Consider the following 14,124-nt stretch of genomic DNA (forward strand, 5'->3'; position numbering starts at 1 on the left):
TCATCAGCACTAATGCGGCGTTGATGCTCTGTTTTTTATCAGTCAAGGGTAGATCTTCGGTAGTAACAAAATAGGTATGGTGGGGGGTAGCTGAAACCACCACTGGTGGTAATGCCTTGAAGTTTTATTCTTCAGTACGTTTAGATACGCGCCGCATCGGTGCGGTTAAAGACGGCGTAGAAGTGATAGGCAACGAAACCCGCGTTAAGCTGGTGAAAAGCAACGTATCGTCTCCCTTTAAACAAGCGGAATTTCAAATCCATTATGGCAAAGGCATATACCATATGGGTGAAGTAATAGACTTGGGTGTTAAGATTAATTTGGTTGATAATTCTGACGCTTGGTATGCCTATAAAGGCAACAAGATTGGTCAAGGTAAAGCCAATGCAGCGCGCTTTTTAAGTGATAACCCAGAGATGGCTGCTGAAATTGAAAAGCAGATTCGCGATGAGCTGTTAATAGTGCCTATCTCTAATACTGAAAAAGCAGAGGTAGCCAGTAGCCGGCAGTAACAACAGAAGAAGCTGTGGCGGTTGAATAAGCCTCCTTAGTTGGCTAACTAGCGGACGTGCTGTTATGGAAAATTATCATCATAGTGATGACACAGCACGCGAGCTAGAGCTGGAAAACTCCTCGGAAAAAAGCCACAAAAAATAGTTAAAAAACCGAAAACCCCACTCGTGATATACGCATAGCTGCTATGAATCTGTTGGCTAGGCGTGAATACGGTTACCAAGAATTTTTCAGTAAGTTAAGCAACAAATTCGATAAATCTGTACATTATCCCCCAGCCCTTATTGATAATCAGCTGTAAACCCTACGCGAGTAAGCCCTGCAAAACGATGAACGCTTTGTGGAAGGGTTTATTAATAGCAAGAAAAACAGCGGTAAAGGCCCTATGGTGGTGCGGCAACAGCCGAAACAAAAAGGCGTAAATGTCGAGCTGATAGCGCTAGCATTAGAGGCGGTAGAAGAGGAGTGGTACGCTCTCTCCCAAGCGCTGTCTGAGCGCAAATACCAAGGCGAACCCTTTCTGACAATAAAGAAAAAGCCAAGCGTATACGTTTTATGCAAAGAAAAGGTTTTAGTTTTGATCGTTTTCTGATCACGCCTGGTGTTTAATCTTTACTTCTTGACCGCATCCGTTATTACAGGTTTTTTTGAGCCTATTTATAGTAGATCTTGCTAATTTAGTTATTTCTTAGTGAGAGATAATATTATCTCTATAGAACGGCAGATGGGTATAACGTCAGGCAGTTGCTTGGTGTTGGGCTATGTAGTAAACCCCTCGCTTTATTGGCTTTGCGCAGACTTAGTATTTGCGGGTATCACTAATACCTGTGCTATGGGTATACTGATGTCACGAATGCCATGGAATCAGGCAAAAAGTGCTGCAACTTATTAAGTGTAATATATGGCTTTAAAATTTGACCGCTATAGCAAAGTCCTTGACCGCGTTATGGTGGGGTTAAGCAAAGAACGTGTGGAAACCAAAGTCATGGTGCGCACGTTTTTTGATGCCCTCACCCAAAAGCTGCCCAATGGCCGCAAGCCTGATGAGCAAGAAATTCGCGCAGCCATAGAGCAATTAAAAGACGTACATAAAATCGCCGCGTTGCTGTTGTTGGCCATGACACCAGGTAGCGTGGTGACACTACCCATGCTATGCGCCTTTGGTAGGCGCTATGGTATAGAGGTTTTACCCAGCGCGTTTAAAAGTAATGACGATGCTTTGTTGACGGTAACGGCGCCTGAAGATGATACTAAGTTGCTGGCCCCCGAAGCGCCCGGGCAGGATGCGGCCGAGCAAGCGAAGTGTGAGGATAAGCCGCCCTCAGTCTGAGCTGATGCTGCCTATGCGTAGCTCCCCATCCTTGATATGAAACAGTGGCGTGTAGAGGTTGGCCAAATAAGGGCTAATGCTCTCGCCTTGTAGGTTGTAAACCAGTTTATTGGCCCAAGACTCTGAGGCCGAATAATCACAACTAAAGCCCCCGCGTACTAGCTGCTGCTGATAATAAAAGTTATGCGGCGTGTAGCGTATATGTATGCAGGGCACATCATAGCGCCACCATTGATTTGAGGGCAGCAAGTAGTAGCCGTGGCGGTATTGCAGTGCCAGCACGCGGTACTCGGGGTGAGGTTGCGCCCTAGCGGGTGGATCTGACACCAGTGGACTCTTGTCGGGTTGTTTCTTGTTAGCCCCGTTGTTGGCTGGCTTTAGCAGAGCTTTGGGTACTTTTACTATTAGGTAAGTGCTGTCATTGCCGCGGTGGTCACCGTGATGTATGTATATCTGCTGGCTGCTGATTTTATCCAACGCGATGGCGATGTATGGGGTTTGTTGCTTCAGCAGCAATACCGCGATAAAGACCAAGATAAAAGCCACTATCAGCAGTTCTCGAGGTTTGCTGCTTAGGTAGTGGCGGAGTTGCCTGTAGTAAGCGCATAGCTGTTTTCGCGCGTCTTTCATAAGCTTGATTATAAGGCTAGGGGCTAAACGCTAGCAGGCATAAGTGGGGGCAGCGCTATAGCCTAGCTGCTTTTATCTTCAGTGCCCATATACATGGCCAAAGGGTCTTGGGTGGGAGCGCTCTCAAAGCAGCTAAGTGAGTTAAAAAATAGCGAGAACAGCTCGGCCTGCGAATTAACATCGAGTTTTTTATAAATATGCTTGCGGTGACGGCGCAGGGTTTCTATAGAAATATGGAGCTTTTCAGCGGCCACATCGGTGCTGCAGCCCTGTAGGGTAAGGCCCAGCACGTCTTTTTCGCGCCCGGTGAGTAGTGAGCGGCCAAAAAGATCAAAAGCCTGATTAATATTTTTTTCAAAGCCAGGGGCGACATAACTTTCATCTACCGCGCGTTCGGCTAGGTTAGTCAGCTTGGCGTGTAGCAATGCCAGCTCTCTGATAGTGGGCTCTATGGCGCGAAAAAAGTCTAGCTCCTCGTCGCTAAAGCGAGGTGAGCCTTGGTTGCGCATTAATGAGATTTGCAGTGATGTGCCTTCGTCTAAATCTATCATAAAAGCGATTTCATCAGCGGTATCGCACTGGGCGTAATAGCTGCGGTAATAGTCGCTTTGCTGAAAACCTCTAACGCTTAGCTCGGTCATGCGGTACAGCCCTTCAGGCTGCTGGTTGTTGAGCGCGGCTAAGTAAAAAGGGTCTAGCTGGTAAGAGCCATCGATATAGTTGTCTATTTGCGCGCGTCGTTCTTTTTCGTTGATTTGAAAATACAGCGCTTTAGGGGGGAGGTCGCACCTATAAAGCCAAACCTGCGGATAATCTATAGCGATAGACTGGGATAGCTGCTTTAACAGCTCCGGAAAATAATTATCAGTGGTTAACTCTGCTATGGCGGCGGCCAGTTGTATGTTCCATGCCTCTAGTGCCGAGTTAGCGAGGGATGGCTGGGCGCTCATAGGACGGGGGTCCTAATAAAAAACAGATTGCTATAAAGAGTGCTATTAATGGCTAAGAATGTAAGGCATCGCATGATTGGTCTCATTTAGAAGCCAACAATTTACGCTGCCAGGTTTTTAAAGTCAATCTTACATTGTTTCGGTATATGCCCTGTTTGGGTTATAGCGCGTGGCATTTACTAGCACATCATTAAAAATAATTGATTCCGGATGGACTTGAGAAAGCTCTTTGATTTCAGGGGCTTAACTAGGGGTTTTAGTCGTTTTTTCGGCCTTTTTATAGAGTGAATGGCCTAGGTTATGCCCTAGCTTGGGTATATTAAAAGACTTTGGTCTGGGTATACTGAGCACTCTTAGATAAAGGTCCATGCGATTTTTTTGAAGATCGCCAGCAACGCTTTTTAGCCAGATGTTAATAACCAGCTATGCTAGGTTTATAAACTTGCTGCGCAGGTAAGCGAGTATGAGTTCATGGATTTCTTCGTAATATTATTAAGGTAAAGATATGGATACGAAACAAATGCAACAAGATGCTAAAGACCATTTATGGATGCATTTTACCCGTATGGGAACGTATAAAAATCATGATGTTCCGATTATTACCCATGGTGAAGGCTGCTATGTCTATGACAGCAACGGTAAAAGATACATCGATGGCTTAGCCGGTTTATTTACTTCGCAATTAGGTCACGGCCGTAAAGATATAGCCAAGGCCATTGCTGATCAAACTGAAAAGCTAGGTTTCTTTCCTATATGGAGTTACGCCCACCCCGGCGCTATAGAGTTGGCAAAGCGTATAGCTGACTATGCTCCCGGTGATTTGAATCGCGTATTTTTCACCAGTGGCGGTGGCGAAGCAGTAGAAGCTGCTTGGAAATTAGCCCGTCAATATTTCTCAGAGATAGGCCAGCCAGGTCGTTATAAAGTAATCGCCCGTAACTTGGCTTACCACGGTACTAGCTTTGGTGCTTTGTCTATTAATGGTGGCGCATCTATTAAAGGTGTATTCGAGCCTTTAGTACCCGGTGCCCGTCACGTAGAAAACACCGGCTTATACCGCAGCCGCCACGCAGTAAACTGCGATAACGCGGAAGAGTTTGCCGAAGAGTGTGCGCTAGATATAGAGCGCGCCATAGAATTTGAAGGCCCCGATACAGTAGCTGCCGTATTTCTTGAGCCCATACAAAACGTAGGTGGTTGTTTGTTACCGCCTGAAGGTTACTTTAAGCGTATACGTGAAATCTGTGATAAATACGGCGTGTTATTAGTTTCTGATGAAGTTATTTGTGCCTTTGGTCGTTTAGGTTATATGTTTGGTTGTGAGCGTTTTGATTACCAGCCTGACATTATCACCTGTGCTAAAGGTATTACTAGCGGTTTCGTACCCATGGGTGCGATGATTACTAGAGACTTTTTAATGGAGCCGTTCTTAGACGACGATAAGATTTTCTTACACGGTTCTACTTTTGGTGGGCACCCCGTTGCCTGTGCGGCAGCCTTGGCTACGCTAGATGCTTTTGAAAAAGAAAATATTCTAGAAAACGTACGCAACAACGAAGCGCTATTTAAGTCTGAGCTGAGTAGGCTAACTGAGTTACCTATAGTAGGTGAAGTGCGCGGTGCAGGTTACTTCTACGGTATAGAGTTGGTTAAAGATAAAGCCACTAAACAAATGTTTACTGAAGAAGAATCAGAAGCCATTTTGTTTAAGTTTTTGTCACCACGTCTTTATGAAGAAGGTCTAATGTGTAGAACTGATGACCGCGGTGAGCCTGTAGTACAATTGTCACCACCATTAACGGCTGGCCCTGATGAAATACGCGAAATGGTTGATATCTTATACCGTGTTATTTCTGAAGCTGTTGTGAAAGTGGATGAGCTAAAAGCAAAACAGCTTAAGGCCGTCGGCGCATAATCGCGTTGCTATAAAGCAGAGTGCTCACATAAAGTAGCACTAACAAAAAAGGCAAGTCGTTTTTACACGGCTTGCCTTTTTTTATGTTGCTTAGAAAAAGTATTTTTAACAGAGCTTAGTAATAGCGTAAGCCTTCAACCTTGCCCCAAAAAACACGATAAGAATATAGGGTATAAGCCAGAATAGTGGGCACCACCACTATGGCTCCCCAAAATACAAAGTTTAGCGATTCCTTAGCCGCTACCGCCTGCCAAATGGTTAACTGGCCCGGTACTATGTCGGGGAAGAAGCTAAAGCCCAAACCAAAAAAGCTTAAACTAAAAATCAATACGCACATAATAAACGGCAGGCTTTGGCGTTTACCCTGGTGTAAAGCCATGCGTTTTAACATCAAGTAACAGCTAATAAACAGCGCGACACAAAGCACCGGTATAGGCAGTAATAGTAGGGCATAGGGCATTTCAAACCATTTATCGTACACCGAAGGGTACAGTAATAAGTTAAACAGTGACGCCAGTATAATACCTATAAAAGCGATGCTTAGGGTGTGCTGGCACTGAGATATGGCTTTGCGCTGTAGCTCCCCTTCGGTTTTCATAATCAACCAGGCTGAGCCTATAAAACAATAGGCCGCGCTTACCCCTAGGGCACTGAGTATGGCAAACAGGTAGCCGTGCAGTGAATGATCAAAACCGTTGACATACATGCCCAGCATATAGCCCTGCGCTAATGAGGCCAGCAGCGAGCCGCCCTTAAAGGCTTTATCCCAGCTGGGCTTGTGGCTGAAGCTGGCCTTAGCTCTAAAGTCGAAGGCTACGCCGCGTAAAATCAAACCGATTAGCATCACCGCCGCAGGCAAATACAAGGCTTTTAAAATCATGCTGTGGGCGGTGGGGAAGGCGATAAGCAATAAGCCTATAGCCAAAACCAACCAGGTTTCGTTGGCGTCCCAGAAGGGGCCTATGGACGCAATCATGGTGTCGCTATGCTCTTGGTGATTTAGCGGTAGCAAAATACCTACCCCCAAATCATAACCATCGAGTATGGCGTACATTAAAGTGGCTAGCCCCATTAGGCTAACAAAAATAATTGCCAGCGTGTGTTGATCAAACATGTAAAGGCTCCTGATTTTTTTGGCTAAAAGCCGCCTGTTCTTGCTCGCTAATTTCTTCTATCTCGATCGCGCGACGGGCCATAACAAAAATAGTATGTAGGTAAGCGACCAATAAAAAACCATACACAATAATGTACATAGCCAGTGAAATTGCGACGTTTTCTGGGGCAATATCGGTGGCTGCTTCGGCGGTGGTTAATACCCCCGACACCAAATAAGGCTGCCTGCCTATTTCGGTAACATACCAGCCCGCAAGGGTGGCAACCCAGCCGGAAAAACTCATCGCAACTAAGGTTTTTAACAGCCAGGGTGGCAGGCAGTTTTTTCTAAACAGCTGTATGCGAGCCGCCCAAGCTACCGCTATCATCAACATTCCTAGGCCTACCATTACCCTAAAAGCAAAAAACACGGGCGCTACCGGCGGATGTTTACCTGCAAAATCATTCAGCCCTTTAATTTCACCGTTTATATCGTGGGTTAAAATAAAGCTGGCCATATTAGGGATAGAAATTTCATAGTGGTTGCGTCTTTCTTTTTCGTCGGGGATGGCAAACAGCAATAAAGGTGCACCTTTTTCGGTCTCCCACACGCCTTCCATAGCTGCAATTTTTTGTGGCTGATGCTCTAGTGTGTTGAGGCCGTGAATATCCCCCACAAAGAGTTGCAAGGGAGATAAAATCATTGCAGCAGTTAAACTAACTTTTAAGGTTAGCTTGGGTGCGCGCTTAGTATCGCCCCGCAGTATGCGATAAGCACTAATGCCTGCCACCAAAAAGGATGCCGTAAGTGCTGATGCTATTAACATATGGCTAAAGCGATAGGGGAACGATGGGTTAAAAATAACCGCGACCCAATCGGTAGGAAAAACCACGCCATCGCGCAGCTCAAAGCCTGTGGGCGTTTGCATCCAAGAGTCTAGCGATAATATCCAAAATGCTGATAGCGTTGTACCCAGCGCGACTATGGCCGTCGCTAAGGTGTGAATTTTAGGCGGCACGCGTTTAATACCAAACAGCATAATGCCTAAAAAAGTAGCCTCTAAAAAGAAAGCGGTTAATACTTCGTAGCCCAGCAGGGGGCCGGCAATATTGCCTGCTTTTTCCATAAAACCTGGCCAGTTAGTGCCAAACTGAAACGACATGGTAATACCGCTCACTACACCTAGGGCGAACGTGAGTGCGAATATTTTTACCCAAAAACGATAGGCGCGCATCCACACCGGGTCGCCGGTTTGGTCATAGCGTATTTTAAAAAATAGCAAAAACCAGCACAGGGCAATGGTGATAGTGGGGAATAAAATATGAAAACTCATATTGGTAGCGAATTGGATTCGCGACAATAAGATCGTATCTAACATGGCTAACTCCGCTCATAATAACAAGACACAATGCCACCGGCGGTGGCGAAAAAAAATAGGCTGACTCAATGGTGTTACTTGCGACTGGAGTCGCTTAACAACTTGGCTTTCATATCTAATACCTTGCTCACGCCTGCCCCTAACTTCATCAGGGTGTTGAGTTTTTCTGGGCTCATGCTTTGCAGTTCGGCTGCCCAGTGGGTGATAGTTTCTAGCAAGTCGTGAATTTCATGCATCTTGTCCTGCGCATACACCTCTTGGGCATTGGCAGGCTCATCTAAAATGGTGGCCCGCAATAGCGATAGGGTGGGGTCCATCTCGCGCTTGCGGCGCTCGTCAAACACCCGCTGGGCCATTTCCCAAATACTGCCGGCGGGGCCGTAGTAGTCTTTGCGGTCGCCGGGTATGTGGTGCACCTGCACCAAACGCCAGGATTGCAGCTCTTTAATGCCCATGCTGACATTGCCGCGGGAGACGTTTAGGGTTTCAGACAACTCAGTCGCACATAGCGGCTGCTCGACAATAATCATCAGGCCGTACATTTGGCCTATGGTGCGGTTAAAGCCCCAGCGGCTGCCCATTTCCCCGCAGTGCATCACAAAGCTTTCTAGTTTCGAGGTCATTTGCATGGGGGGCTTACCTATTAAGTTATAAAGTTTCAGAAATTTCTGAAACTTTATAACTGCGTCTGTGTTAAGTCAATGCTTTTTTGCTGCAATCTACCACTAACCCCCTTGAGCGGGGCTTGTTGCGACTATCGTTTTTAAACAGCTATGGCTGACAAGTTGTAATGGCCGCAGATACTCAGCCTAGGCTACTAAAACCCTGTGTGGATGTTGCCGGAGGCGCTGTTATGAATAGCGGGCTAAGGTCGCTAGCTAATACGCTAGTGCTGCCAAGGTAAATGCACTAAGGTGAATGACGTTTGGCTAAGTGAACTTATAGCCGTCTTAGTTTGTCTTAGTGGTTCTATGTGGGTTAATTAATATTTGAGGGGCAGTATGAAGAAGTCTTTACTGATTAGTTTGGTGCTGGTTGTTGTCGCCCTAGTGGCGGCGCTTAGTTATTGGCAGTTACAGCAAAGTGCTGAGCTTGACCAGGTTAGCCCGCAAGCAATAACCCCCCCTGCGGATGAACCCGCCCCCGGCCCGATAATGCGTGAAGAGCCCGAGCTGATCGCGCCAATAGCAGCCCCCGCGCCAGATCCCAATGCCGACTTATTACCGCCACCTGCAGATTTGGATAGCAGTGACGACGATGTGAAAGCGCTAACAGAGTCTATAGCGCCATCGTTAAAAGACTGGTTATTACCCGAGCAGCAAGTGCGCAAATGGGTGGCAACGGTGGATATGATGGCCGACGGTAGCTTCCCTAGAAAGTACCCCGCGCTAGATTACCCACTAGGCAAGTTCACCGTAGAAAAAACCAATGACGGCTTGCGTAGCAGTGCAACCAATAACAGCCGCGCCGATGCTCTGGTAACGGCAGTTACTGCCATGGACCCGCAATTAGCGGCTAGGTACTACCGTTATTGGCAGCCGCTATTAGATAAAGCCTATGGCGAGCTAGGCAGGCCAGAGCTATTCTCTGACCGACTGATGAAGAGTATCAATCGCATTATTACCTTAGAGCCCGCACCGCTACAGGCCGAGTTAGTGCAGCCCCATGTGTTTTACCGCTATAAAGATGAAGCGCTAGAAAAGCGCAGTGACCTGGATAAACTCATCTGGCGCTTGGGCCGTAAAAACCAACAAGCCCTACAGCAGTTTTTAACGGAATTTAAACAACAGCTATAAGCACAATGACTACACAGGCAAACATACAGGCAAGCATATAAAGCTATGCCAACCATCACGGTTAATCACCAACAACAGCGGTTTAGCTTGCAGGGCAGGGCGGGTAGCTCACTATTAGAGCAGTTATACGAACTGCCCCTGCCTTTACGCAAAGCTTGCCGCAACGGTGCCTGTGGCGTTTGCCGCTGTAAATTAAGTGCGGGACAAATTGACTACGGCCACCGCGTCCCCACAGCACCCTCACAGCCCTGTGGCAAAAGGGGCAAAAGGATATAGCCGCCGGCTTTATCCTGCCTTGTATAGCCACCGCTAAAACGGATATCACCGTTACCGACTTGAGCCTAGACCCGAAAAGATAGACCCAAAAAATAGATCCAAAAAAACAGACCTGAAAAAATAAAGCTATAGCAGCCACATAATCGATTACACTAGTGAGCATCTGCGTATAGGCAGTATGTAGGCTATTCATATCAGTTATCACTAGGTGCTCTTTTCGAGGCAGCTGCCTAGTTACTAACCCTATAGATTAATGATAAAAGAGGTAACACCCATGCTTTACGATTTAACAGTAATACAATTTAGCAAAATGCTGAATAACCTTAGCGTCATACTTGAAAAAGCAGAAGGCTATGCAGAGCTAAAAAAAGTAGACGTTGAGGTTTTACTCAACTCACGCTTAGCGGTTGATCAGTTTAACTTAACACGGCAAATACAAATTGCCTGCGATACGGCGAAAGTAGGCGTGGCTAGGTTAACGGGCAACGTTGATAGCGCGCCCAAGCACGAAGATACCGAAACAACACTTGCCGAATTACAGGCGCGTATACAATCGGTATTGGCTTATATAGGCGGCTTTACCGAGGCTGATTTTGCCACTGCCGAAAGCGAAAAAATATCGCAGCCGCGCTGGAAGGGTAAATACCTTACTGGTAAAGAGTTTGCCCTACAGCACGCCGTACCCAATATCTACTTTCACATCACCACGGCCTACGCCATATTGCGCCACAATGGTGTAGAAGTGGGTAAAAAAGATTACTTGGGTGCTATGCCCTACAAAGAGTAAAACTAAAAAAGGGTACGATTAAAAAATGTACGACTAAAAAGGCCGGGGCATTATTGAAATGCTACCGGCCTTTTTATTTTTTTATTAAGTGTATTTAGTGCTGGGCTAACCTGAAAGAATCAGTCAAATTAAACTAATTATTATTAGTCTATTCATTACACTTCCTCATTTAGATTTACACTTCACGCCAATTATTGGCGCTAGAGAAAAAGCAGGGCGGACTTAAGTCTTATTTGTGCCATTGGCAAACGTTTAACGTTTCAACTAATTCGCACCGTTCTTATAGTTTGTCGGTGTCAGGCTCGAATGACGCTTGCTTAAGCCATATTTCTTCACTAGCTTGTCATGCCGGCGAAAGCCGATATCCATATTTAACAGTTGGATTCCGGCAGTAGGTAGGAAGGGGCTGCCCCGTGAGCAAAGCGAGTGCTTTGGGTAGAGTCTGCCCCGTGAGCGTAGCGAGTGCTTTGGGTAGAGCCTGCCCCGTGAGCGTAGCGAGTGCTTTGGGTATGACGCAAACTTTTTGCTTAAGTAAGTGTCATTCGTATCAGGCTCCGTGTTTTTCACTATTTTTTTTAGAAATAATCAGAAGATATAATACGCCAAGGATACCGGAAAGAACTGAGGCGACTAGTATCGATGTCTTTGCGTTATGAAGAAGTTCGGGGTTCGTATCAAAACCCAGTGCGGCGATAAAAGTGGACATGGTGAAGCCTATCCCCGCTATTAGCGAAACACCGATGACATGCTCAAAATTAACCCCATCAGGTAAGCGGCCAATTTTGTAGCGTAGCCCCAGCCAGCAAGCACCGGAAATACCAATAAATTTTCCAATGACGAGGCCAGTAATAATGCCTAATCCAGTAGGATGCTGGAGGCTTTCGATAAATGAACCTAAGCTAAAGACTACGCCAGCATTGGTCAAAGCAAACAAGGGTAAGATAAATAATGCAACGGGTAAGCTCAGTGCATCTTCCCAGCGACGCAAGGGCGTACTGGCGCGTTCCGCAAAATCGCGAAGCTCTAGTACTTGTTCGTGATCTCGCTTGCTACCAAGAACGTCTACATCTTTTGTTTTTTCCTGCATTGCGTTAATTGTCGATTTTGCTTTACCGAGCAATTTTCCTGACGTTAACTTGGGTCTTGCTGGTACCGTCAAGGCAATAGCAACACCGGCAACTGTGGGGTGAACGCCGGACTTAAGCATTGCCCACCACGCCACAAAGCCAATGATAATATAAAAGAGTGTCTGGCGAACACCTGCGTAGTTGGCTACTGCCAATAACGCAATAAGAGCAAATGCACTTGATAGGTGCATTACCGATATTTCCTGCGTGTAAAATACGGCAATAACCAGTATCGCACCAAGATCGTCAACAATAGCGAGGCCGACGATGAACGCTAGCAAGCTTACAGGAATATGTTTTCTCACAAGGGTAAGGGCGCCTAGTGCAAACGCGGTATCGGTTGCCATAGGTATACCCCATCCATTTTGTGAATCAAGTGACCAGTTGAACAAAGAATAAAGCAACGCCGGAAAAACCATTCCCCCGGCGGCACAAAAAATTAACATGCTTCGATGTTCAGGGCGAGCGAGGTCGCCGGCTAACACTTCCCGCTTGATCTCAAGGCCGAGCAGGAAGAAAAATATCACCATTAAACCATCATTAATAATGTGTTTGAGTGACGCTCTTAACTCAAACTCGCCCATAAAAAATCCGATCGGTGTATGTATCAGATTTTGGTAGGTAGAAGAATAATCTGAGTTTGCCCACCAAAGGGCAGTGATTGTAGCGATGAGAAGAAACAGGCTAGAGGTGGTTTGGGCGCGAATGAAGCTGGAAAATGGATCGTGGATATTTTCCAGACCACGCCGTAAGGTGTTTTTAGAGTCGTCGGCCATATTAATTAACTGAATAGATTGTTTTGAAATGAAGGTCTATAAGATTCAGAAGAAATTGTCCTTAATAAAAAGGAAAACCTTGACGCGATTGTTGATAGTGTCACCAATTTCTTCGTATGCTTTCTCCAGCGAACCCTGCTTTTCTCAGGTCAGGAGAAGGATTACCACTGTATCAGCATTGGCCATTGCATGTTACCTGTTTTTTTAGCCACTGAATGATATTCGAATATCGGTTATTTTACTGCGAGTACGCATGTCTGCGTCAGAATAAATAAAAAACCTTCAGTCAATACTATTTATCTCAACTAAGGCTTAACGGCTGTTAAGGGTTGTGGTTTCAATTGGTCATTGCAACGCTATTCTTTAATTAAGGAGAGCGTCGCTATGAAACGAAGAAAACGAATATATTATACCGCCGAGCAGAGAGAGTTAATGTGGGATCGCTACCAACAAGGTGACTCACTAGCCGATATAGCTCGGCTATTTGATAGGTATCACTCATCAATTGAGCACATCATCGCTGAAACCGGTGGCATACGACCTCCAGTCCGAAAAAGGTCGAGCCGTTGTTTGTCGTTATCCGAGCGAGAGGAAATATCCAGAGGCATAGCGACTGATGAATCAATTAGAGAGATAGCGAGTGGGCTTTGTCGCGCTCCGTCTACAATTAGTCGTGAAATTAATCGTAACGGAGGATACGACCTCTATCGGGCTAGCCGAGCAGATAAAGTCGCATGGGAGAGAGCCAAGCGGCCAAAGCGATGTAAGCTGCTATGTAATCAATCGCTTAGTATGATCGTCGCTCGAAAACTTAAAGCTGGATGGTCTCCTCAACAAATATCAGGTTGGTTGAAGAGAGAATATTCGGCAGGTGAGAACTTTTACGTGTCACACGAAACTATTTATAAAACGCTTTATATACAAGCGCGAGGAGCCTTAAAAAAAGAGCTTATTCAGTGCCTGCGATCACAACGTGTTAAGCGTAGATCAAAGTATTCTAGTCTTAAAGGCGTAGGGCGGGGAAAGATCGTAGATGCCATTACCATTAGTGAGAGACCCGCATCCGTTGAAGATAGAGCGGTACCTGGTCACTGGGAGGGCGATTTAATTGCAGGTACCCACAACAGCTATATAGCGACGCTAGTTGAGCGGCATTCGCGATACGTCATGCTCGTGAAAGTAGCAGACAGAAAGACAGCCACTGTAGTTACAGCGTTAATCAAACAATCAAAAAAGTTACCCAACGAACTCTATAAATCTCTGACATGGGATCGCGGTAGTGAGCTGTCCGCTCACAAGAGATTTACGCTAGCGACAGATATTAAGGTCTACTTTTGTGACCCTCAGTCACCGTGGCAGCGAGGCTCTAATGAAAATACTAACCGGTTATTGCGGCAGTATCTTCCAAAAGGAACAAACCTGTCTGATCACTCCCAAGCAAAGTTAAATGGGATAGCTCGACGACTCAACGAAAGGCCGAGAAAAACATTGGAATACGAAACACCTGCTGCTAGATTTAATACTTGTGTTGCAGCGACCGCTTGAGATCACCG

The 14,124-nt window shown here is 46.0% G+C and carries 14 protein-coding genes and 1 pseudogene; 9 read left to right on the forward strand and 6 right to left on the reverse strand.

Going from position 1 to position 14,124, the window contains the following annotated elements; all coding sequences use genetic code 11:
* Positions 1-116 precede the first annotated feature (116 nt).
* From B067_RS19990 to B067_RS0108790, 4 genes and pseudogenes are all read left to right on the forward strand, one after another.
* Complete coding sequence (locus tag B067_RS19990; RefSeq protein WP_019529707.1) at positions 117-512, forward strand: recombinase RecA family protein; 396 nt, start codon at positions 117-119, stop codon at positions 510-512.
* Positions 513-832: 320 nt separating this feature from the next.
* Positions 833-949, forward strand: a pseudogene (locus B067_RS22325) (RecX family transcriptional regulator); the annotation flags it as partial.
* 65 nt (positions 950-1,014) lie between these two features.
* Positions 1,015-1,122 (forward strand): hypothetical protein, encoded by a 108-nt coding sequence (locus tag B067_RS22330; RefSeq protein WP_420806528.1) that lies wholly within the window; start codon positions 1,015-1,017, stop codon positions 1,120-1,122.
* A 292-nt stretch (positions 1,123-1,414) separates the two neighbouring features.
* Positions 1,415-1,843, forward strand: coding sequence for a hypothetical protein (locus B067_RS0108790; RefSeq protein WP_019529708.1), 429 nt, complete (start codon positions 1,415-1,417; stop codon positions 1,841-1,843).
* Here the strand turns inward: B067_RS0108790 and B067_RS0108795 are convergent.
* The gene (locus tag B067_RS0108795) at positions 1,835-2,473 is read right to left on the reverse strand and encodes a hypothetical protein (protein ID WP_019529709.1); all 639 of its coding nucleotides are present in this window, start codon (positions 2,471-2,473) and stop codon (positions 1,835-1,837) included. The two genes, B067_RS0108790 and B067_RS0108795, sit on opposite strands and share 9 nt — an antisense overlap.
* A 62-nt stretch (positions 2,474-2,535) precedes the next feature.
* Positions 2,536-3,423 (reverse strand): helix-turn-helix transcriptional regulator, encoded by an 888-nt coding sequence (locus B067_RS0108800; protein ID WP_019529710.1) that lies wholly within the window; start codon positions 3,421-3,423, stop codon positions 2,536-2,538.
* A gap of 505 nt (positions 3,424-3,928) precedes the next feature.
* Between B067_RS0108800 and B067_RS19995 the strand changes: the two genes are divergently transcribed.
* Positions 3,929-5,338 carry an aspartate aminotransferase family protein gene (locus tag B067_RS19995; protein ID WP_019529711.1) on the forward strand — a complete coding sequence of 470 codons (1,410 nt, stop codon included), beginning with the start codon at positions 3,929-3,931 and terminating at the stop codon, positions 5,336-5,338.
* 115 nt (positions 5,339-5,453) lie between these two features.
* Here the strand turns inward: B067_RS19995 and cydB are convergent, their stop codons facing one another.
* From cydB to B067_RS0108820, 3 genes are all read right to left on the reverse strand, one after another.
* Positions 5,454-6,452 carry a cytochrome d ubiquinol oxidase subunit II gene (cydB, locus tag B067_RS0108810; RefSeq protein ID WP_019529712.1) on the reverse strand — a complete coding sequence of 333 codons (999 nt, stop codon included), beginning with the start codon at positions 6,450-6,452 and terminating at the stop codon, positions 5,454-5,456.
* The gene (locus B067_RS0108815) at positions 6,445-7,809 is read right to left on the reverse strand and encodes a cytochrome ubiquinol oxidase subunit I (protein WP_019529713.1); all 1,365 of its coding nucleotides are present in this window, start codon (positions 7,807-7,809) and stop codon (positions 6,445-6,447) included. Before B067_RS0108815 ends, cydB begins: the two co-directional genes overlap by 8 nt.
* Before the next feature lie 74 nt (positions 7,810-7,883).
* A complete protein-coding gene (locus B067_RS0108820) occupies positions 7,884-8,438 on the reverse strand; it encodes a GbsR/MarR family transcriptional regulator (protein WP_019529714.1) in 555 nt (184 codons plus the stop codon).
* A gap of 372 nt (positions 8,439-8,810) precedes the next feature.
* On the opposite strand from B067_RS0108820, the gene B067_RS0108825 reads away from it, so the two are divergent.
* From B067_RS0108825 to B067_RS0108835, 3 genes are all read left to right on the forward strand, one after another.
* Positions 8,811-9,605, forward strand: a complete 795-nt coding sequence (locus B067_RS0108825; protein WP_019529715.1) for a DUF3014 domain-containing protein — start codon at positions 8,811-8,813, stop codon at positions 9,603-9,605.
* Positions 9,606-9,650: 45 nt separating this feature from the next.
* Entirely contained in the window at positions 9,651-9,881 is a 231-nt protein-coding gene (locus B067_RS22335) for a 2Fe-2S iron-sulfur cluster-binding protein (RefSeq protein WP_019529716.1), read from the forward strand.
* Between the two features lie 274 nt (positions 9,882-10,155).
* On the forward strand, positions 10,156-10,668 hold the full coding sequence (locus B067_RS0108835; protein ID WP_026244537.1) for a DUF1993 domain-containing protein: 513 nt from the start codon (positions 10,156-10,158) through the stop codon (positions 10,666-10,668).
* A gap of 547 nt (positions 10,669-11,215) precedes the next feature.
* Here B067_RS0108835 and nhaA read toward each other — a convergent pair.
* The gene (gene nhaA / locus B067_RS0108840) at positions 11,216-12,571 is read right to left on the reverse strand and encodes a Na+/H+ antiporter NhaA (protein ID WP_019529718.1); all 1,356 of its coding nucleotides are present in this window, start codon (positions 12,569-12,571) and stop codon (positions 11,216-11,218) included.
* Positions 12,572-12,955: 384 nt separating this feature from the next.
* Between nhaA and B067_RS0108845 the strand changes: the two genes are divergently transcribed.
* Complete coding sequence (locus B067_RS0108845) at positions 12,956-14,116, forward strand: IS30 family transposase (RefSeq protein ID WP_019529719.1); 1,161 nt, start codon at positions 12,956-12,958, stop codon at positions 14,114-14,116.
* The last annotated feature ends 8 nt before the right edge of the window (positions 14,117-14,124 follow it).

It is taken from the genome of Dasania marina DSM 21967, from assembly GCF_000373485.1.
GTDB classification, from domain to species: Bacteria; Pseudomonadota; Gammaproteobacteria; order Pseudomonadales; family Dasaniaceae; genus Dasania; species Dasania marina.